Raw genomic sequence first — 19,968 nt, 5'->3', positions numbered from 1 at the left:
ACGGGGACACGATGGACGGTTCGACGACGACCACTCAGCCCGCGCTGCTGCTCGACCTGGCGCGCGCGGGAATCAAGATCAGGCTGGCCGAGGACGGCCGGCTGGCGGTCAGCGCGCCGAAGGGCAGGCTCTCCGCCGACCTGCGGGACCGGATCGGCCGGCACAAGGGCGAGCTCATCGCCTGGCTGGCCACCGCGACGCCCGATCCCGGCCAGGACGAGCTGCCGCGGGTGGAGCCGGACGAGGCCGCGCTGCACGAGCCGTTCCCGCCGTCGGACCTGCAGATCTCGTTCCTGGTGGGCAGCGGCGAAGGCGTGGAGTACCACGTCCGGCCGCACCAGTACATGGAGCTGGAGTTCCCCGACCTGGACCCGGACCGGTTCGCGGCGGCGCTCAACCGCTCGCTGCACCGGCAGCGCCGCAACATCGCCGTGGTGCGCGACGACATGACGCTGGAGACCGTCCGCGACCTCACGCCGCTGCGGGTGCCGGTGACCGACCTCCGCGACCGCGACCCGGACGGCGTGAACCAGGGCATCGAGGCCGTCCGGGCCGAGATGCTCGCCACCGAGCTGCCGCTGGACCGCTGGCCGTGGCTGGACGTCCGGATCACCCGGCACCCGGACGGCGCGCGCCTGCACTACCACAACAACAACTTCTTCAACGACGGCCCGGCGACCGGCAACCTGCTGGGCGGTGCCTTCCAGTACTACGAGCACCCCGATCAGGAGCTGCCGGAACCCCGGATCTCCTACCGCGACGCCGTGCTCGCGCTCGCCGACCTGGAGGAGTCGCCGCTCGGCCGCGCGTCGAAGGAGTACTGGTGCGGCCGCATGGCCGGCTGGCCGTCCGCGCCGGAGCTGCCGCTGATGTCCGGGGCGGACGCCCGGGAGCGGTCGCGGCTCGGGCGGCGCGAGTTCATGTTCCCGGCCGCGCGGTGGGCGGAGTTCAAACGGCGGGCCGCGAGCCGGGGACTGACCGCCACCAACGCGCTCTACGGGGCCTACGCCGAGGTCATCGCCTACTGGAGCGGGTCGCGGCACTTCCTGCTGAACAACATGATCACCCACCGGCTGCCGTTCCACCCCGACATCGGCGCGATCGCCGGCAACTTCGCCTCGCTCTACCCGCTGGAGGTGGACTGGCGCGGCGACCGCCCGTTCCACGAGCGGGTGCGGCTGCTGCAGGCGCGGGTGATGGCCGACGTGCAGCACGTGCACTGGAGCGGGGTGAAGGTGCTCCAGACGCTCAACCAGGTGCGCGGCACGCCCGGCCGGGCCAACTGCCCGTTCGTCATCGCGAGCGGGCTGTTCCTCGGGCAGGCCGAGAAGCCGGTGTTCGGCGTGCTGGAGACCCCGCAGGTGCTGCTGGACTGCGGGCTGTGGGAGGTCCGCGACGGCAGCCTGTGGGTGGTGTGGGACCTGTTCGCGGAGATGTTCCCCGACGGGCTGATCGAGGACATGCTGACCGGGTTCCAGGAGATCCTGTCCCGGCTCGCCGATGAGGACGCCGCGTGGGACCGCACCGCGTTCGACCTGCTGCCGGCCCGGCAGCGGGCCCAGCGGGAACGCCTCAACCGGCCCGCCGAGCCGCCACCGCCGCGGCTGCTGCACGACGCGCTGCCCGCGCAGGCGGCCGAGCGGCCCGGTCATGCCGCCGTGCTGTGCGGCGATACGGCCCTGTCCTACGCCGCGCTGCACGAGCGCGCCGAGCGGCTGGCCGAACTGCTGGCACGGGCCGGGGTGCGCGGCGGTGACCTCGTCGCCGTGGCGCTGCCCAAGGGCTGGCGGCAGGTGCCCGCCGTGTTCGGGACGCTCATGGCGGGCGCGGCTTACGTGCCGATCGACCCGTCCTGGCCCGCGGACCGGATCCGGCTGCTGCTGGAAGACACGGCCGCCGCCGCGGTGCTCACGGACGAGGAGACGCGGGAGGCGCTGCCGTCGTCCGGCGTGCCGCTGGTATGCGTCGACGGCGAGGACGCGGCACGACCCGCGGACCATGTGCCGAACGTCCGGCGGCGCCAGGAAGACCTCGCCTACGTCATCTACACGTCCGGTTCCACCGGCCGTCCCAAAGGCGCGGCACTCGACCACCGGGGACCGGTCAACACCATCACCGACATCAACCGCCGGTTCGCGGTCACCGCGGACGACGTGCTGTTCGGCGTCTCCTCGCTGTGCTTCGACCTTTCGGTCTACGACGTGTTCGGCGCGGCCGACGCGGGCGCGACCCTCGTGCTCCCCGACCAGGACGGTCCCGCCTCTCGTGGGGGGACGACCCCCCACACCCCCCGGAACAACCCTGAGGCCTGGCTCGACGCCGTCCGCGCGCACGGCGTCACGGTCTGGAATTCCGTGCCGGCGATCATGCAGTTGCTGGTGGAGGCCGCCGAGTCGGCGGGCCTGACGCTCCCGTCGCTGCGGACCGTGCTGCTCAGCGGCGACTGGATCCCGGTCGGCCTGCCCCGCCGGATCAGGGCCGTCGCGCCGAACGCGCGGGTGATCAGCCTCGGCGGCGCGACCGAGGCGTCGATCTGGTCCATCTGCTATCCGATCGACCACGACGACGCGGCCTGGACCAGCGTCCCCTACGGCACACCGCTGACCGGCCAGACCTGGCACGTGCTCGACGCGGCCGGCCGGGACGCGCCGACATGGTGCGCGGGCGAGCTGTACATCGGCGGCACCGGCCTCGCGCTCGGCTACCACGGCGACCCGGAGCGCACGGCCGCCGCGTTCGTCACCCACCCGCGCACCGGCGAACGCCTGTACCGGACCGGCGACCTCGGCCGGTACCTCCCCAGCGGCGACATCGAGTTCCTGGGGCGGGCCGACTTCCAGGTGAAGATCCAGGGGTTCCGGGTCGAGCCGGGCGAGATCGAGCACGCGCTGACCGCGCACCCGGCCGTCGGCCGGGCCGCCGTGGTCGCGCGCACCGCGGGCTCCGGCAAGCAGCTCGCCGCGTTCGCCGTGGCGGACGAGACGGTCACCGGCGAGGAGCTCACGGCCTTCCTGCAAGAGCGGCTGCCCTCCTACCTCGTTCCCAGCCACATCGCCGTGGTGGAGCGCCTGCCCCTGACCGCCAACGGAAAGCTCGACCGGCGCGCGCTGGAAGCGGTGAGCCCGGCGGCGGACGAGCAGCGGGCCGCGGGGCCCGCCGCGCCGGACACGCCGCTGGCGGCCGCGCTGGTCGCGATCTGGGAGGAGGTGCTCGGCACCGGCCCGATCGGCGTCCACGACGACTTCTTCGCGCTCGGCGGCCAGTCGTTCGCCGCGCTCCGCGTGGTCGGCCTCATCGCCCAGCGGCTCGGGCACACGACGTCCCTCGGCACGCTCCTGGAGCGCCGCACCGTGGCCCGCCTCGCCGAGCTGCTCGCGGACGACGACGCGTCGTGGTCGCCCCGGGTGCAGCTGCGCCGCCCCACAGGCGACAGCGACGAGCGGCCGCCGTGGTTCCTCGTCCACCCGGCGGGCGGGAACGTGCTGTGCTACCAGCGCCTCTCGACGCTGCTCGACCGGTCGTCGCACGCGTTCCAGGCGCCGGGCCCGGCCGCCGGCCGCAAGCCGATCGCGGACGCCGAGGAATTCGCCCGGCTCTACGTCGAGTCGCTGCGCGAGGTCCAGCCGCACGGCCCCTACCTGCTCGGCGGCTGGTCGTCCGGTGCGGTGCTCGCGTTCGCCATGGCGCGCCGGCTCGAAGCCGCGGGCGAGCGGGTCGACCGGCTGGTGCTGGTCGACGCGCCCGCGCCGGTCGCCCCCCGGCGGATCGAGGAGACCCAGGCGCTGCTGTGGTTCCTGGAGGACCTCGACATCGGCTTCGATCCGCGCCGCGCCGGGCCGGACGAGCTGCGGGCGCTCGCCGGGACGCCGGAACCCGACCGCCTGCGGCGCGCCCTGGACCTCGCGGCGGCGCAGGGCGCCCGGACCGGGGCCACGCTCGCCGACCAGGCGGCGCTCGCCGGCACCTACGCGGTGTTCCGCGGTGTCATCGGCGCCTGCAACGACTACCGCCCGGACACGATCCGCGCCGCCGTCACCGTGATCCGCGCCCGCGACGGGCAGGTCGGCGAGTTCGCCGAGCATCCCGCGGCCGGCCGCCCCGACTGGGGCTGGGCGGCGTCGACCACCGGGCCGGTGCGCACCGCGGTCGTGCCCGGCACCCATCACACGCTGCTCACCGAGGGCCGGGTCGAGGCCGTCGCCGAGTTGTTCAACCGCCCACGGCTGGAGGACGCCTGACATGGTCCAGGATCTGCTTTTCGAGCTGCACCGGCGCCGGATCAAGCTGCGCCTCGTCGACGGCCGCCTCGACGTGCTCGCACCGTCCGGCTCGCTCACCCCCGAGCTCCGCGACGAGCTGCGCCTGCGCCGCGAGGGCCTGGTGGAGCTGCTGCGCCGCACCGAGAACGGCGACGGGCCGGCGGAGATCGTGCCCGACCCGGCGCACCGGCACGAGCCGTTCCCGCTCACCGACATCCAGCACGCGTACTGGGTCGGCCGGCACACGGCGGTCGAGCTCGGCGGCGTGTCCACCCACTACTACGCCGAGTTCGAACGCGACGACCTCGACCTCGGCCGGCTCGCCGAGAGCCTCCGCAAGGTGATCGACCGGCACGACATGCTGCGGGTGATCGTCCAGCCCGACGGCATGCAGCGCATCCTGCCGGACGTCCCGGCCTACCAGATCCGGACCGCGGACCTGCGCGGGCTGCCCACGGCCGAGCAGGAGGCGGAGATCGAGCGGGTCCGCGGCGAGCTGGCTCACCAGGTGCTTCCCGCCGACCGGTGGCCGCTGTTCGAGATCCGCGCGTCCCGCCTCACCGGCCGCACCACGCGCCTGCACGTCAGCATCGACATGCTGATCATGGACGCGGTCGGGCTGTACCAGTTCTTCCACGACTGGCGGCGCTACTACGACGACCCCGGCTGGGATCCCGAGCCGCTCGTGCTGTCCTACCGCGACCACGTGCTGGCCGCGGAGGCGGAGCGCGACACCGCCCGCTACCGCCAGGCGGAGCGCTACTGGCTCGACCGGCTCGACACGCTGCCGCCCTCTCCCGCGCTGCCGCTCGCCGCGCAGCCGGGACGGTTACCGCGCTCGGAGTTCCACCGCCGCCGCGCCCGCCTGCCGAAGGACGAGTGGCGGGCGCTCAAGGGATTCGCCCGGGAACGCGGGTTCACCCCGTCCGCGGTGCTGATGACGGCGTTCGCGGACGTGCTGCGCCTGTGGTCCGCGCAGGCGGCGTTCACCCTGAACCTGACGCTGTTCAACCGTCCCACCACGCACGAGGAGATCGACCGCATCATCGGCGACTTCACCTCGCTGACCATGCTGGCCGTCGACACCGGCCCGGACGGCTCCTTCGCCGACCGCGTGCGGACGCTCCAGCAGCGGCTGATGCGCAACCTCGAGCATTCCTCGTTCAGCGGGGTGCGGGTGCTGCGGGAGCGGGCCCGGCGCACGGCGGGCGCGCCGGTCGCGGCGATGCCGGTGGTGTTCACCAGCGGCCTGGTGCTGGTGTCCGACGACGATGACGACGGCAGCATGCACTTCCTCGGCGAGGAGGTGCACAGCATCAGCCAGACCCCCCAGGTGTGGCTGGACCACCAGGTGATGACCGACCGCGGTGAGCTCGTGTTCAACTGGGACTGCGTCGACGCGCTGTTCCCGCCCGGCCTGCTGGACGACATGTTCGCGGCGTACCGGCACCTGCTCGGCCGGCTGTGCGCGGACCCCGCCGCCTGGGACGCCGCCGTCCCGCCGGTCGCGCCGCCGGACCGGCAGCTCGCCCAGCGCGCCGCCGTGAACGACACCGCCGCCGACATCCCGGCCCGCACGCTGTGCGGGCTGGTCGCGGACCAGGCGCGGCAGCGGCCGGACGAGACCGCGGTGATCGGCGCCGACGGCCGGCGCACCTACCGCGAGCTCACCGAGCAGGCGCACCGGCTGGCCCGCAGGCTGCGCGAGCTGGGCGCGACGTCGAACACGCTCGTCGGTGTCGTGCTGGACAAGGGCTGCGACCAGGTCGCCGCCGTGCTCGGCGTGACCGCGTCCGGGGCGGCCTACCTCCCGATCGATCCCGACTGGCCCGCCGCGCGCCGTGCCGAGCTGCTCGGCCAGGCGCGGGCGAGCATCGTCATCACCTCGCCGCGGCTGGCCGCAGAGGCGGCGTGGCCCGCCGGCACCCGGTTCGTCACCTGCACCGACCCCGAGGTGCTGGGCGCCGGCCCGGCCCCGCTCGCGGACGGCCCGGCGCCGGACGACCTCGCCTACGTGATCTTCACGTCCGGGTCCACGGGCACGCCCAAGGGCGTGATGATCGACCACCGCGGCGCGGCCAACACCGTCCAGGACATCAACCGCCGCTTCGAGGTGGGGCCGGGCGACCGGGTGCTCGCGCTGTCCGCGCTCAGCTTCGACCTGTCCGTCTACGACGTCTTCGGCGTGCTCGCGGCAGGTGGCGCGATCGTGCTGCCGGCGCCGTCCCGCACCCAGGACCCGAAGCACTGGACGGAACTCGTGGAACGGCACGGGGTCACGGTGTGGAACTCGGTGCCGGCGCTGATGCAGCTGTGGGTCGACGAGTGCGCCCGCACCGGCGCGTCGCCGGGCGCGAAGCTGCGGCTGGCGCTGCTCAGCGGCGACTGGATCCCGGTCGCCCTGCCGGACCAGGTGCGCTCCCTGTGCCCGGACACCGACGTGGTGAGCCTGGGCGGCGCGACGGAGGCGTCCATCTGGTCGGTGTGCTACCCGATCGGCGAGGTGCCCCCGGGATGGGCGAGCATTCCCTACGGCAAGCCGCTGGCCAACCAGACCCTGCACGTCTACGACGACCGGCTGGAGCCCTGCCCGGTGTGGACCACGGGCGAGATCTACATCGGCGGCACCGGGGTGGCGCTGGGCTACTGGGCGGACGAGGAACGCACCGCGGCGCGGTTCATCACGCATCCGGCCACCGGCGAACGGCTCTACCGCACCGGCGACCTCGGCCGCTACCTCCCCGGCGGCGACATCGAGTTCCTCGGCAGGCAGGACCACCAGGTCAAGCTGAACGGCTACCGCATCGAGCTGGGTGAGATCGCCGCGGCGCTGCGCCGGCACCCGGGGGTGGGCGAGGCGCTGGTCGCCGTCGACACCAACCCGGCCACCGGCCGGCGCCAGCTCGTCGCGCACGTCGTGCCCGCCGGCCGGGCGGACCTCGAACCGGGCGCGGTGCGGGAGAAGGCGGCCGAGCTGCTGCCCGACTACATGGTTCCCCAGCACTGCCTCATCGTCGAGCGGCTGCCGCTGACCGCCAACGGCAAGGTCGACCGGGCCGCGCTGCCGAGCCCGTGGGACGGCGTGACCGAGCGGGCACGCGTCGAACCGCGCGACGACCTGGAGCGGGCGCTGCACAAGATCTGGTGCGAGGCGCTGGAGCGGGACGACATCGGCGTGGAGGACAACTTCTTCGAGCTGGGCGGCGACTCGCTGCACGCCGTGCGCATCCTGGCGGCGCTGCGGGACGACCTCGGGGTGCTGCAGAGCGCCGAGGACGGCCTGAAGGACCTGTTCGAACGGCCCACCGTCGCCGGCCTCGCGGCGACGCTGCGCGCGAAGGACGGCTGACATCATGTGGGACGACGTGATCGTCGGCGCCGGATCGGCGGGCGCGGTCCTCGCCGCCCGGCTGTCGGAGGACCCGGCCCGGCGGGTGCTGCTCATCGAGGCCGGACCCGACCGCGCCGAGTCAGGCGACCTCGGCGACGAGGGCGCGCGGCCCGTGCTCGACGGCTCGAACTGGGACTACGAGGCGCGGGTCACCGATGACTCGGCGCGCCGCGCGCCCTACCGGGTCGGCAAGATCGTCGGCGGGTCGTCGGCGGTCAACGGCGCGATGGCGCTGCGCGGCCTGCCGGCCGACTTCGACGGCTGGGCGGCCGCGGGCAACCCGGAGTGGGCGTGGCGGGAGGTGCTGCCGCACTTCGTCCGGCTGGAGTCCGACGCGGACTTCAAGGACGAGCAGCACGGAACCACCGGTCCCGTGCCCGTGGAACGCCTGGCGCCCGCCAGGTTCAACGCCGTCGCCACGGCGTTCGAGCAGGGCTGCCGGGCGCTCGGCGTGCCGGAGTTGCCGGACCTCAACTCCGGGCGGGGCGCCGGGGTCGGGCGGCTGCCGACCAACTCCGCCGGCGGCCGCCGCATGTCCGCCGCCCGTACGCATCTCGACGCGGCCCGGCACCGTCCGAACCTCACGATCTGGCCGTGCTCCCTGGTACAGCGGGTGCTCCTGGCGCGGGGCCGCGCGACCGGGGTGCGGGTGCGTCGCGACGGCGACGTGACGGACGTGCCCGCGGGCCGCGTGACGCTGTGTGCGGGGGCGATCAACACGCCGCTGCTGCTTCAGCGCTCGGGCATCGGTGCGGCGGACCGGCTGGCGGCGCTGGACATCGAACCCGTCGTGGACCTGCCGGGCGTCGGTGAGAACCTCTCCGACCACGCCGCGATGACGTTCTGGGCGCTGCCGAAGCCGGGCCTGTGCGACCCGGACGCGCCGTGGCACTCGACGCTCGCCAGGGTCGCCGGCGAACGGGACCGACCCGCGCTCAACCTGTTCCTGGTGAACAACGTCGCCGCGAACGGGACGGCCGGCCACGGCACGGAGCTCCTCGCCCTGCTCGGCGGGCGGACCGCCATCGCGGTGTTCGCGATGCTGCTGAACCCGAGCTCCCGCGGCTCGGTGCGGCCGCGCTCGGCCGACCCCGGCGGCAAGCCGGAGATCGCGCTGCGGCTCGCGTCCACGCCGGACGACGTCGAGCACCTGGTCCACGGCACCCGCATGGCGTGGCGGCTGCTGCGGTCCGCGCCGCTCGCCGGGCTGCTGGACCGGATCGTGGTGTGGACCGACCGCATGGTCGGCGACGAGGACCTGGTGCGGAGCACGGTGCGCAGGTTCGTCGCCCCCACCTGGCACCCGGTCGGCACCGCCGCGATGGGCGCGGACTCCGACCCGGCGGCCGTGGTGGACCAGTACTGCCGCGTGCACGGAGTGCGGGACCTGCGGATCGCCGACGCGTCGGTGATGCCGTCGATCCCGAGCGCGCCGACCAATCTCACCTGCCTGATGATCGCCGAAAGGGTGGCCACATGGATGACGTGACGAACGACGCCGGGCGCTGGGGGGTCCGGTGGACGCCGGCGCCCTCGGCCCGGCTGCGGCTGTTCTGCCTCCCGCACGCGGGCGGCGGCGCGGCGGTGTACCGGCAATGGGCCCGGGACCTCGCCCCGGACATCGAGGTCGTCGCGATCCGGTTACCCGGTCGCGAGGCGCGGTTCGGCGAGCCCGCCTACCACTCGATGACCGAGCTCGTGCCCGCCCTGGTGCACGGGCTGAGCCCGTGGCTGGACAAGCCGCACGCGTGGTACGGCCACAGCATGGGCGCGCTGATCGCCTTCGAGGTGTGCCGCGAGCTGCGGCGGCTGCGGTTCCCGCCGCCGGAACGGCTGCTCGTGTCCGGGCACGCGGCGCCGCACCTGCCGCTGCGCAGGCCGCCGGTGCACGAGGCGCCGACGGACGAGCTGGTGCGGCGGCTGCAGCAGCTCAGCGACGCGCCGGTGGAGGTGCTCTCGGACCCGGCGGTGATCGCCGCGCTGCTGCCCACGCTGCGGGCCGACTTCGCCGTGTTCGAGACCTACCGGCACACCGACGAACCGCCGCTGGAGCACCCGATCACGGTCTTCACCGGCGACCGGGACGAGTTCGCCACCGCGGCGGAACTGGCCGCGTGGCAGAGGCACACGGCCGCGGCCTGGGCCCACCACGTCCTCCAGGGCGACCACTTCTTCCCGCACCGCGAGCGGGCCCGCTTCCTGCGCGTCCTCACCAGCGAACTGCACCCGGCGAACGGAGGTGTTCTCGATGGGCAACCACATTGAGGTGATCATCGATGGGAAGCCCGCCGCCATCGAGCTGGAAGGCGGGCCACCCGACATCACCCCTCCGACCCAGCGGATCTACGTGCACGGCAACAAGATCAAGTTGCTGTACCGGGCCGGCTACGAGCACTTCGAGCAGGTCGGCGAGCCGGAGTCGAGGGTGTTCCGGTGGGCCATGCGGACGGCGATCGCCGAATGAGCCGGACCGGACAGAGTGACCGACAACCGCCACTGAACAACGGAGCCGTCATGGGACAAGTCAACCCCGTCGAGCACCAGGAGCCGCTCTGGGTGAGCCCGCCACCGCCGGAGCAGCTGAGGCAGCTGGACTTCCTGCTCGGCTCGATCGAGTGCATCGGCGAACCGCAGGCGCCGGAGGTCTCCGAATCGGGCGAGCCGATCGTGCTGCTCACCGATGCCGCCCCCACGCTCGCGGGCCACTTCCTGCAGATGGACGTGGTGTGGCCGGGCACGCTCGCCGGGCGGTGGCTGTTCGGCTGGAACCCGGTGGACGCGAACTTCATCTCCTACTACATCGCCGACTCCGGCAGCCACGGCTCGGCCACCAGCCCTGGCTGGGAGGACGGCAGGCTCACGTTCACCGGCGGCTACACGATCGCCGTCGAGAACACCCACCCCGTGATGCGGGACGTGTTCATCCCCATCGACGACGACCACTTCGTGATCGAGGAGTCCGCCGAGGTCGACGGGCAGTGGATCCCGCTCGTCACCTTCTCCTGCACCCGCACCCGGCGGTTCGACGGAGATCTCCCGTGACCGGGCGCACCTGCGTGGACGTCGTGGTGATCGGCGGCGGCCAGTCGGGGCTGGCCGTCGGCCGGCGGCTGCGGGAGACGGGCCGGTCGTTCGTGATCCTCGACGCGCACGACGAGGTGGGCGGCGCGTGGCGGGCGCGGTGGACCTCGCTGCGGCTGTTCACCGAGGCCCGGTTCACCGAGCTGCCCGGCATGCCGTTCCCCGGCGACCCGAAGGCGTATCCGAGCAAGGACGACATGGCCGACTACCTCGTGCGGTACGCGGAGCGGTTCGAACTGCCCGTGCGGCTCGGCACGACCGCCGACCAGGTGAAGCGCAACGACGGCGGCTACCTGGTGGCCACCAACCGCGGCGAGTTCGAGGCCCGCGACATCGTGGTGGCCACCGGCGGCACCCCCCGGACCCCGGAGTTCGCGAGCGACCTCGACCCCGGCATCCGCCAGCTGCACTCCAGCCGCTACCGCGACCCGTCGCAGCTGGCGGACGGCCCGGTGCTGCTGGTGGGCGCCGGCAACAGCGGCTCGGAGATCGCGCTGGACATGACCGGCCGCACGACCTATCTCTCCGGCCGCGACGTCGGGCGGTCGCCGCTGATCAACGGGCCGTTCTTCTGGTGGCTCGTGCACCGCCGGTTCACCGTGGACACCGTGGCCGGCAGGCGGATCCGCAAGAAGCTGCTCAGCGGCGCCACGCCGCTGGTCCGGGTCCGCCCGAAGCAGCTCGAAGCGGCCGGGGTGCGGCGGGTCGGCCGGACCACCGGCGTGACCGACGGCAGGCCGGTGGTCGACGGCGAACCGCTCGACGTCGCGAACGTGCTGTGGTGCACGGGTTTCCATCTCGACTTCAGCTGGATCGACGTGCCGGTGTTCGACTCCGCGGGATGGCCGGTGCACTACCGCGGCACGGTGGCCGACGCGCCGGGCCTGTACTTCATGGGGCTGCCGTTCCAGTACACCATCACCTCGGGTGTCGTCGGCGGCGTCGGCCGGGACGCCGAGCACATCGTCGAGCACCTGATGGCGCGGAACTGAAATCACGCGGCCGCGCACGCGCGCGGGCCGCGGCAGGCGCACCGGCGGGGTGGCTCAGGCGCCACTCCGCCGGTGCGCCTATGCCGGGTCGGCCGACGGAAGGTCGCTGCGCCTGCTCAGCCCGAGCTTGCGGTAGATGCGCGTCAGGTGCTGTTCCACGGTGCTCACCGTGACGTGCAGCGTCGCCGCGATCTGCCGGTTCGTGTACCCCTCCGCCGCGAGCGCCGCGACCTTCCGCTCGGCGAAACTCAGCCGCGCGAACGAGTCCGGCGCGGGCACCGGGCGGCCGGCGTCCGCGCCGCCGGGTGCCGCCGACAGCGACGTGGCGAGGGCCTCCGCGCCGCACTCCCGGGCGAGCCGGCCCGCCCGCCGCGCCATGGCGCGGGCCTGGGCGTGCTCCCCCGTCGCCGCGTGGGCCTCGCTCAGGTCGGCGAGGGTGTGGGCCAGGTCCAGCCGCGCGCCGAGCGCGCTGAACTCCTCCATCGCGTCGCGGAGTATCGCCTGGCGCTTTGCGGGGTCGTCCTCCACGGCCGCCATCGCGCGCAGCGTCACCGCACGCGCGTGGGCGTCGCCGCCGGAAAGCTGGTTCCACTGATCCCGCGCGTGCTCGCGTGCCGTCTCGGCCCTGCCCAGCCGCCTGTACGCCTCGGCCAGGTCGGTGCGCCACGGGATGAGCGCGGGCAGGTCGACGCCCCAGCGCCCCATGATCTGGCCGCAGGACCGGAAGTCGCTCAGCGCCGCGTACAGGTCACCCGTGGCCAGGTGGTACCTGCCGCGCGCCCACAGGTACAGCAGGGCGAAGGGGGTGCGGAACGTCGCTCTCGGCACCGGAGTCCGCAGGAGTTCCGCCGCCTCCTTGTAGCGGCCCTGTTCGGTCGTCACCAGCACCGCGGTTCCGAGCGGCAGGCCGATGGCGGCGCTCCAGCTCCGCGCCGGCAGCAACTCCAGCGCCTGCTCGGCGCCGTGGCGCGCGGCCCGGAGATCACCGCCGCGCAGGAGCACCAGGGCGTGCACCACGTGCAGGAACGCCTGCCAGGTCCGGCTGCCGCGGCTCTGCGCCTGCTCCAGGACCTCGGTGCACCAGCCGCCCGCCCGGTCCAGCCGTCCCGCGTGCACCAGGGCGCCGAGCGCGGCGGCGACCGGCGCGAGCGACGCCCCGTCGAGCCGGAAGGCCTGGAGGATCTGCTGGGCCCACACCACGGCCTCGTCGGCACCGTCGCCGCACACCAGGGGCGAGCGCGGGACGAGGTGCGCCAGGCCGTGGCCGGACGCCGGGACTATCTCCTCGGGCGGCGCCATGGCCAGCAGTTCCAGGTACACGCAGCACAGCCACACCGGCGGCGGCCGATCCTGCCCGTTGACCTTCGCGGCGAAGTGCGCCACCTCGTGGATGACGGCCATCGCATCGTCGCTGTGGCCGTGCCACAGCAGGTAGGTGACGGGCTCCATCGCCTGCCTGCCGGTGAGCAGCCCGTCCCGCACCGCGGCGACCAGCGCCGGAAGGTGGCGCGTGACGCCCACCGGATCCAGCTGCCATTCCGCGCGGGCCAGCAGGGCCCTGATGACGGCCTGCTCCTGCGGGGCGCGGGCCCGGTCGAGGGCGAGCTTCAGGTAGCCGGCCGCGCGGGCGGGCCGGGCGTCGACCAGGGCCTGCTCGCCCGCGTCGGCGAGCACCGTGGTGACCCACGGGCGGTGCAGGTCCGCGCCCGCCGCGAACTGGTCGGCCACCACCGCCGCCGGCGCCCCGTCCTTGTGCAGCAGGTCCGCCGCCCGGCCACGCATGCGGGCGCTCAGCTCGGCGGGCATGTCGTCGAGCACGGCGGCGCGTGCCGTGTCGCTGCGGAACCGCCCGGACCGCAGCAGCCCCGCCGCGCCCAGCACGGTCACGGCGTCCCGCACCGTGGTGGACGGGAAGTCCAGCATCTCGCCGAGCAGCGTGTGCGACGCTTCCGGCGGCAGGACGGCGCAGCCCTGCGCCACCGCGTGCACCGCGGGGCCGCCCCGCCGCACGCAGGTGATGACGGCGCGTTGAAAGGTGTTCCCGCCGCCCGCCCGATGGTCCTCCAGCAGGGCGCGCACCAGCGCGGGGTTCCCGCCCGCGTCCCGGCGCAGCCCGGCCTGTATCCGGGACGCCTCGTCCTCGCCGATCTCCTCGACCGCCATGCACCGCACGGCGGAACCGGATAAAGGCTTCAGCGTCAGCAGTTCCGCGTGGGGCACGCGCAGCAGTTCGCTGCGGAATTCCGGCCACCACGCGCCGGTACATTCGGTGAACACCAGCACGACGCGCGTGTCCTGCATCCGGCGCACGAAGTACATCAGCCAGCGCAACGATTGGGCGTCGGCCAGGTGCGCGTCATCGACCCCCACGACGATGGGCCGGCCGGGCCGCTGCGTGCAGAGCACATGCCACAGTGCCGTCTTCAACTCCGCGAACTGGGCGGCCCCGTACTCCGGCGGTTCCTCGTCCATGGCGTTCGCGATCCGCGCGGACATCCGTTCGGCGCTCTTCGGCGGCAGGTCGCAGTCGCGCACCAGCTGGTCGAGGACCGCCATCGGTACGTCCTGCTCGGTCGGCGCGCAGACCGCCCCGAGATGCACCGCGCCGCGTGCGGCGGCCCGCCGCGTGAACTCCGCCAGCAACGCGGTCCTGCCGAGGCCCGGGGCCCCGCTGACGAGCACGGCCCGACCGGTGCCGTTCACGCATTCGTCCAGAAAGGCTAGTTCCGTATCTCGCTCGACCAGGCTCACTGAGATCCCCCAGATCCCCTCGCTCCGGTTCACTTGGTCAGGGTCCAAATCCACCGTCCTACAGATGATGCGAAATATCTAACGGCGTTCCCTGTAATTCCGACATGTCAGGTATGGAATCCCGATATATTTTCCGGCACGCCAGCCGGAGCGCCCTGGTGGCGCGCCACGAACCGCCATTGTCCGCTCGCAGACAGTGGCTGTCCGCTTGTGGACTACAACTGCGGACAACCCCGGCAAGGGACTCATAGTGATCATTGAACCTGATCCAGCCAACGCGACTTCACGCGTTTAATTCCGCTAACAGATGCAACTATCAGGGCTATTCGCGAAAAATACGCTCAGCAGTTCACGTTTGACGGAAAGTGAACGGCCCGCCGGACGGACGCGCACGTCCCGCAGCCCCGCTAGGGGTTTTTCTGGGGTACTGACATCCGCCGCCGCGTCTTAGTCTTTCAACCTCAGACGGCAATCCCGTCCGAAGACCGGGGAAGAAATCAGCACAGGCCGCACCGCAGGGGGCCCGAACCGACCTGCCCGATACCTGCATGGGGGAAGGTATGAAATACGAGTTACTCGGACCGTTACGCCTCGTCAACGAGAACGGGACGTCCTCGATCAGCGCCATCAAGATCGAGACGCTGTTGCGGGTGCTGCTGATCCGGTCGGGCCAGGTGGTCACGACCGGCCAGCTGATCACCGAGATCTGGCGGGAGGACATGCCGCGCCGCGCCATCGCCGGCCTGCACGTCTACGTGTCCAAGCTGCGCAAGTTCGTCCGCGGCTCGGACAGCGCCATCGTCACCCACCCGGCGGGCTACCAGCTGCGGACCGGCTCCGACCAGATCGACGCGCACACCTTCCGTGAACACATCCGCCAAGGGCGCGGCCATGCCCGCGACCGGCGGCCGGAGGCCGCGGCCGAGTCGTTCAACGCCGCCCTGTCGCTGGTCCGCGGCCCGATCGGCCACAGCTTCCACAACGGGCCCATCGTGCAGGGCTTCGCCACCTGGGCCGAGGAGGCCCAGCTGGAGTGCACCGAGATGCTGCTCGACGCGAAGCTGGCGCTCGGTCTGCACCGGGAGGTCATCAGCGACCTGTACTCGCTCATGTCCGCCCACCCGTTCCGCGAGGTCTTCTACCAGCAGCTCATGCTCGCCCTCTACCGGTCGGACCAGCAGGCCAGCGCCCTGGAGGTCTACCGGACGGCACGGCACGTGCTCGCCAACGAGCTGGGCATCGAGCCCTGCCACACGCTGCAGGGCCTGTACCAGGCGATCCTGAAGGGTGACCGCCGCCTGGAGGAGCGCACGCGGCATACCGCCGACACCCGTCGCCCAGAGCCGCGCGGCCCGGCGCTGACGGCTCCCCCGCACACCAGTAGACGCGCACTAGGGCGCGGAAGTGAAATCCCAGGCCATTCACCCATGAAGGGCCCCCTTGCCGCACTCCCCCGCGCGCACTCCATGCCCTGACCGGCACCATCCTCGATCAAATCGCTAATGCAGACCTTCCAGCTCATCCGATTCTCTGGTATTTCCACCCGTCAGACCACGCCGATCCACTCAAGCCCGTAGGAGCTCCTCGGCATAGCCGTCGACCGAATAATTGCAACAGATGCGGAACCATTCGTGCGGCGGGCGGCCGCTGTTGGATAGCGGCTACCGGAATACGAACTTGACTCACTTCGGCCCGGTTACCGCGAAGTTCACGTCGTGGCGGCTGTTCTCGCGGACTCCCGAGAGCGCGGAGCTCAGCTGCCGACGATGGGGCTGCGGCGTTCGAGGAGCAGGACGTCGCGCCAGCGGCCATGGTGGCGGCCGATCCTCTCGCGGGTGCCAACGGTCCGGAATCCCGCCCGGGTGTGGAGATGGAGGCTGGCGGCGTTGTCGGGGAAGATGCCGGACTGGATGGTCCAGATGCCGGCGCTCTCGGTGGAGTCGATGAAGGCGCGGAGCAGGGCCGAGGCGATGCCGCGGCCGTGGTGGGCGGGGTGGACGTAGACGCTGTGCTCGACGACGCCGGCGTACACGCACCGGCCGGAGACCGCCGTGGCGGCGATCCACCCCAGCACCGTTCCGGTCGCCGCGTCGGTCGCGACGTGCCGGTGCCCGGGCAGCCTGCCCCGGTCGAACACCTCCCAGGTCGGGGCCGTGGTCTCGAAGCTGGCGTCGCCGGTGTCGAGCCCTGACTGATAGATCGCCAGCACGTCGGCGGCGTCACCGGCCCGCATGGGGCGGATGAGGATGCCGGACGGGGACGCAGGCTCGGCGGCCCGCCCGACCGCCGACTGCAATCCTGGCGTGGCCTGGTGGTGGGCGTCGTCGGTGGCGGTGTCGGCGGGGTCGGTGTCGTCCATCAGGTATCTCCCTCGGGCGGGCGGCTCGGGGCGGCGGGCGCGGGGCGTCCCATGACGATGTCGGCGGCGGTCGGGAAGCACTCCACACAGGCGGCGTTGATCCGGTAGAGGCGGGCGGTGCCGCGCCGGTCGGCCAGCACGAACCGCACCTCGGCCAGCATCTTCAGATGCGCCGACACCGTCGACTGCCCGACCTGGACCGCCTCGACGATCTCGCCGACGCTCATCGGCCGCCCCCGCCGTGCCAGCAGCGACACGATCTGGACACGGGTCGGGTCGGCCAGCGCCCTGAACCAGGACGCGTACCCGGCGGCGGCCGCCCGGTCCAGCGGCCCCTTCTCCTCGTTCATCGTTAATCGACGATAGACGATGAAGCGGGTCGCGCGGAAATCGCTCTGTGGCGGGACAGGCGTCCTATATCCGCTCGTGGTGTGGGGGTGATTCACCCGGCACACCCGAATCCTTGGTGCTCGTCCGCTCGTCCGAGGCGGCGCCCGGCGGGCCCTCGCTGAATCGGAGCCGGGCATGGGCCCTGCGGAGCGGTCCCGGCGCCCACCAGTTCCATTCGCCGAGCAAGGTCATCGTCGCGGGCACGAGGAAGCAGCGCACCAGGGTCGCGTCGACCGCGACGGCGACCGCCAGCGCGACGCCGAGTTCCTTGGTGCCGAGCAGCTGCCCGGTCGCGAAGCCGCCGAACACGATGATCATCAAGAGCGCGGCGGAGGTGATGATGCGCGCGGTCCGCTGCAGGCCCCGCTCGACCGCGAGGTCGTTGGGCACCCCGCCGTCGTGCAGCTCCTTGATCCGGGCCAGCAGGAACACCTCGTAGTCCATCGACAGCCCGAAGGCGAAGGTGAACACCAGGAGCGGCACCCAGACCTCGATCCCCCCGGGGGAGGCGAAACCCAGCAGGCTTTCGCCGTGGCCGTCCTGGAACACCCAGACGAGCACCCCGAACGAGGCTCCCAGCGACAGCGTGTTCATCAGGAGAGCCTTGGCGGGAACGAGGAGCGATCCGGTCATCGCGAACAGCAGGAGGAACATCGCGACCACGATCCAGGCGGCCGCCCATGGCAGCGCCCGCCGGATCTCATTCATGTGGTCGTCGAGGATGGCGGCGCTCCCCGTGACCTGATTCGGGAAGCCGGGGCTCTCGGCGCGTAGCGTCCGCACCAGCTCGCGTGCGGCGGAGCCCTGGGGTTCGCCCGTCGCGTGTACTTCGATCAGCGACCAGCCCGTTGACAGCGGCTTTGGAGGATTCACCCGCATCACACCCGGCTTGGACGCCATGGACGCGGCGTACGGCGCGGCCTCCGGTGCCGGTGCTCCGGCGACGATGAGGATCGGGTCCTGGGTCTGGCCTGGGAACCGCTGGGCGACGGTCTCCTCATACCGGCGGGGGCCGGCCTCCGAGGGCAGCGCGCCCACCTGCGAGAGCCGGGGCTCGGCGTCGAGGAAGGGCAGCGCCGCGAGCGACAGGACGGCGGCGACTGCGACCAGGGTGAACACCGGCCGCCGCCGGGTGGCCCGGGCCAGCCGGGCGAACAGCCCGTCCTCGGCCACCGTCGCCCTCGGCGTGACGCGTCTCCCGGCCAGCCCGAGCAGAGCGGGGATCAGGGTGAGCGATGCGATCAGGGCGATGAGGACGACCGACAGCGCCGCCGCTCCCAGCGCCCGGTAGACGGGGAGGTCGAACACGAACAGGCTCGCCACCGCCGCGCAGACCGTCACGGCCGACCACGCCAGCGTGCGTCCCGCGGTGGCCATCATGCGGCCGACCGCGTCCTCCGCGGCCAGGCCCGCGCCCCGCTCCTCCCGGTAGCGGTTGACCAGCAGCAGGGCGTAGTCGATGCAGATTCCCAGCCCAACGACGGTCGTCACGGACGCTGAGTCCGGATCCAGATCCATGACGAGGGAGAAGCCGTACAGGGCCGCGAGCCCGCCGGCGATCGAGCCGACGGCCGCGAGGATCGGCAGGCCGGCGGCGAACAGCCCGCCGAAGACGAACACCATGACGAGCAGCGTCAGCGGCAGGGCCACCGCCTCGCCGTGTTCGATGTCCCGGCGGGACTGCTCGGCGAGGGCGCGCCGTTCGAGTTCGGCGCCGCCCAGGTGCACCGCCGCGCCGGTGCCGCCGAGTTCGCCGAGCCGCTCGGCCACCGCGTCGGTCGTGGCGCGCTCGTCCTCCTCCGGCAGCCCCTTGGCGAGGTCGACGTGGATGAGCAGCGCATGCCCGTCCGGCGCGATCAGGCTCCTGTCGCGCGCGCCGTAGGGCTCGCTGACCTGCGCCACATGCGGCGTCCGCCGCAGGTCTTCGGCGGCACGGTGAACGGACCGCTCGACGGCCGGGTCGGTGACCGGACGTCCGGCCAGCACGGCGCTGACCCGGGACCCGTGCGCCCTGACCTCCTCGATCAGAGCGGCGCCGGCTACCGACTCCATGTGCTCGCCGCCGTACTCGGTGGTGAATCGGTCGAAGACCCGGTAACCGATCGTGAACAGTACGACGGTCGCGACGAGCCAGGTCAGCGCGACCATGCGCCGATGCCGGAAACAGACACGTCCGAGTCGTTCGAGCACCCGACTCCCCCGGTCATTTCTCTACCGTGCGACGTCCATCGGAGTGGTGACGGATATTGCCTCAAGATGATCAAGTAATACCTTATTTGACAATATTCGCAAGGTCGCCGTAGTGCAATGCTAGGCCGCGGCATGGCACGCGGTCCAGCGTGGCCCCAGCAGACGAAATGTCGCACTTGGCGGGAATTGTTCTCGGGTTGCGTCTCCATGCCGGCCACCCGCCGGTCACTGTCCGGGGAGTTTCCTGTGGCCCCTCGCGCACGCCGCCTGGCGCCGTCGAGCGTGCCGTCCCTCAGCGCTTTCATGGCGCTCCTGGACGTCACCGTGGTCACCGCCGCGGTCCCCTCCATCGCCGCCGATCTGTCCGCCGGGCCGGCCTGCACGACGCCCTCACCGCCGGGGCGCTCGTCCTGGCGGCCGGGGCCGCGGTGACGGTGGCGCTGCAGCCACGACCGCGCGGCGTGGTGGCGCCGAATCCCGGCGGCGCTCCGGCCGGCGTCGGCCGGAAATCCACCGGATAATCCACAATGAGCGGAATTCATGATTTTCCATGAC

13 protein-coding genes are annotated in these 19,968 nt (G+C 72.5%); 9 read left to right on the top strand and 4 right to left on the bottom strand.

Going from position 1 to position 19,968, the window contains the following annotated elements; genetic code table 11:
- Positions 1 to 11 precede the first annotated feature (11 nt).
- From ACH34S_RS20205 to ACH34S_RS20175, 7 genes are read left to right on the top strand one after another with little or no spacing between them, the layout of a single operon-like run.
- Positions 12 to 4,238 carry an amino acid adenylation domain-containing protein gene (locus ACH34S_RS20205; RefSeq protein WP_395954236.1) on the top strand — a complete coding sequence of 1,409 codons (4,227 nt, stop codon included), beginning with the start codon at positions 12 to 14 and terminating at the stop codon, positions 4,236 to 4,238.
- 1 nt (position 4,239) lies between these two features.
- Complete coding sequence (locus ACH34S_RS20200) at positions 4,240 to 7,608, top strand: amino acid adenylation domain-containing protein (RefSeq protein WP_395954235.1); 3,369 nt, start codon at positions 4,240 to 4,242, stop codon at positions 7,606 to 7,608.
- Between the two features lie 4 nt (positions 7,609 to 7,612).
- Positions 7,613 to 9,139 carry a GMC family oxidoreductase gene (locus tag ACH34S_RS20195; RefSeq protein ID WP_395954234.1) on the top strand — a complete coding sequence of 509 codons (1,527 nt, stop codon included), beginning with the start codon at positions 7,613 to 7,615 and terminating at the stop codon, positions 9,137 to 9,139.
- A complete protein-coding gene (locus ACH34S_RS20190; protein ID WP_395954233.1) occupies positions 9,127 to 9,915 on the top strand; it encodes a thioesterase II family protein in 789 nt (262 codons plus the stop codon). The genes ACH34S_RS20195 and ACH34S_RS20190 overlap by 13 nt, the downstream gene beginning before the upstream one ends.
- The gene (locus ACH34S_RS20185) at positions 9,899 to 10,114 is read left to right on the top strand and encodes a DUF5988 family protein (protein ID WP_395954232.1); all 216 of its coding nucleotides are present in this window, start codon (positions 9,899 to 9,901) and stop codon (positions 10,112 to 10,114) included. The genes ACH34S_RS20190 and ACH34S_RS20185 overlap by 17 nt, the downstream gene beginning before the upstream one ends.
- 50 nt (positions 10,115 to 10,164) lie before the next feature.
- Entirely contained in the window at positions 10,165 to 10,692 is a 528-nt protein-coding gene (locus ACH34S_RS20180; RefSeq protein ID WP_395954231.1) for a hypothetical protein, read from the top strand.
- Positions 10,689 to 11,723 (top strand): flavin-containing monooxygenase, encoded by a 1,035-nt coding sequence (locus ACH34S_RS20175; RefSeq protein WP_395954230.1) that lies wholly within the window; start codon positions 10,689 to 10,691, stop codon positions 11,721 to 11,723. Before ACH34S_RS20180 ends, ACH34S_RS20175 begins: the two co-directional genes overlap by 4 nt.
- Before the next feature lie 78 nt (positions 11,724 to 11,801).
- On the opposite strand, the gene ACH34S_RS20170 is transcribed toward ACH34S_RS20175, so the two are convergent.
- Complete coding sequence (locus tag ACH34S_RS20170) at positions 11,802 to 14,474, bottom strand: AAA family ATPase (protein WP_395954545.1); 2,673 nt, start codon at positions 14,472 to 14,474, stop codon at positions 11,802 to 11,804.
- Positions 14,475 to 15,034: 560 nt separating this feature from the next.
- Here ACH34S_RS20170 and ACH34S_RS20165 point away from each other — a divergent pair.
- Positions 15,035 to 15,949, top strand: a complete 915-nt coding sequence (locus ACH34S_RS20165; protein ID WP_395954229.1) for a BTAD domain-containing putative transcriptional regulator — start codon at positions 15,035 to 15,037, stop codon at positions 15,947 to 15,949.
- A gap of 278 nt (positions 15,950 to 16,227) precedes the next feature.
- Here the strand turns inward: ACH34S_RS20165 and ACH34S_RS20160 are convergent, their stop codons facing one another.
- The 3 genes from ACH34S_RS20160 to ACH34S_RS20150 all read right to left on the bottom strand — a co-directional run bounded on the left by ACH34S_RS20160 (position 16,228) and on the right by ACH34S_RS20150 (position 19,371).
- Positions 16,228 to 16,833 (bottom strand): GNAT family N-acetyltransferase, encoded by a 606-nt coding sequence (locus ACH34S_RS20160; protein ID WP_395954228.1) that lies wholly within the window; start codon positions 16,831 to 16,833, stop codon positions 16,228 to 16,230.
- A complete protein-coding gene (locus ACH34S_RS20155) occupies positions 16,833 to 17,183 on the bottom strand; it encodes an ArsR/SmtB family transcription factor (RefSeq protein WP_395954227.1) in 351 nt (116 codons plus the stop codon). Before ACH34S_RS20155 ends, ACH34S_RS20160 begins: the two co-directional genes overlap by 1 nt.
- Positions 17,184 to 17,247: 64 nt before the next feature.
- Positions 17,248 to 19,371: an MMPL family transporter gene (locus tag ACH34S_RS20150; RefSeq protein WP_395954226.1), complete on the bottom strand. Its 2,124-nt coding sequence runs from the start codon at positions 19,369 to 19,371 to the stop codon at positions 17,248 to 17,250.
- Between the two features lie 288 nt (positions 19,372 to 19,659).
- On the opposite strand from ACH34S_RS20150, the gene ACH34S_RS20145 reads away from it, so the two are divergent.
- Positions 19,660 to 19,845, top strand: a complete 186-nt coding sequence (locus ACH34S_RS20145; RefSeq protein WP_395954225.1) for a hypothetical protein — start codon at positions 19,660 to 19,662, stop codon at positions 19,843 to 19,845.
- The last annotated feature ends 123 nt before the right edge of the window (positions 19,846 to 19,968 follow it).

Source organism: Actinomadura sp. 3N508 (assembly GCF_044326375.1).
Classification (GTDB): domain Bacteria; phylum Actinomycetota; class Actinomycetes; order Streptosporangiales; family Streptosporangiaceae; genus Spirillospora.
The sequence above is the reverse complement of the archived record's forward strand: the minus strand, read 5'-3'. Positions and strand labels throughout refer to the sequence as shown.

What these genes read in the sequence shown, in the direction of transcription:
- ACH34S_RS20205 (WP_395954236.1), top strand. Translation starts at nt 12, where the DNA reads ATGGACGGTTCGACGACGACCACTCAGCCCGCGCTGCTGCTCGACCTG.
- ACH34S_RS20200 (WP_395954235.1), top strand. Translation starts at nt 4,240, where the DNA reads ATGGTCCAGGATCTGCTTTTCGAGCTGCACCGGCGCCGGATCAAGCTG.
- ACH34S_RS20195 (WP_395954234.1), top strand. Translation starts at nt 7,613, where the DNA reads ATGTGGGACGACGTGATCGTCGGCGCCGGATCGGCGGGCGCGGTCCTC.
- ACH34S_RS20190 (WP_395954233.1), top strand. Translation starts at nt 9,127, where the DNA reads ATGGATGACGTGACGAACGACGCCGGGCGCTGGGGGGTCCGGTGGACG.
- ACH34S_RS20185 (WP_395954232.1), top strand. Translation starts at nt 9,899, where the DNA reads ATGGGCAACCACATTGAGGTGATCATCGATGGGAAGCCCGCCGCCATC.
- ACH34S_RS20180 (WP_395954231.1), top strand. Translation starts at nt 10,165, where the DNA reads ATGGGACAAGTCAACCCCGTCGAGCACCAGGAGCCGCTCTGGGTGAGC.
- ACH34S_RS20165 (WP_395954229.1), top strand. Translation starts at nt 15,035, where the DNA reads ATGAAATACGAGTTACTCGGACCGTTACGCCTCGTCAACGAGAACGGG.
- ACH34S_RS20160 (WP_395954228.1), bottom strand. Translation starts at nt 16,833, where the DNA reads ATGGACGACACCGACCCCGCCGACACCGCCACCGACGACGCCCACCAC.
- ACH34S_RS20155 (WP_395954227.1), bottom strand. Translation starts at nt 17,183, where the DNA reads ATGAACGAGGAGAAGGGGCCGCTGGACCGGGCGGCCGCCGCCGGGTAC.
- ACH34S_RS20150 (WP_395954226.1), bottom strand. Translation starts at nt 19,371, where the DNA reads ATGGTCGCGCTGACCTGGCTCGTCGCGACCGTCGTACTGTTCACGATC.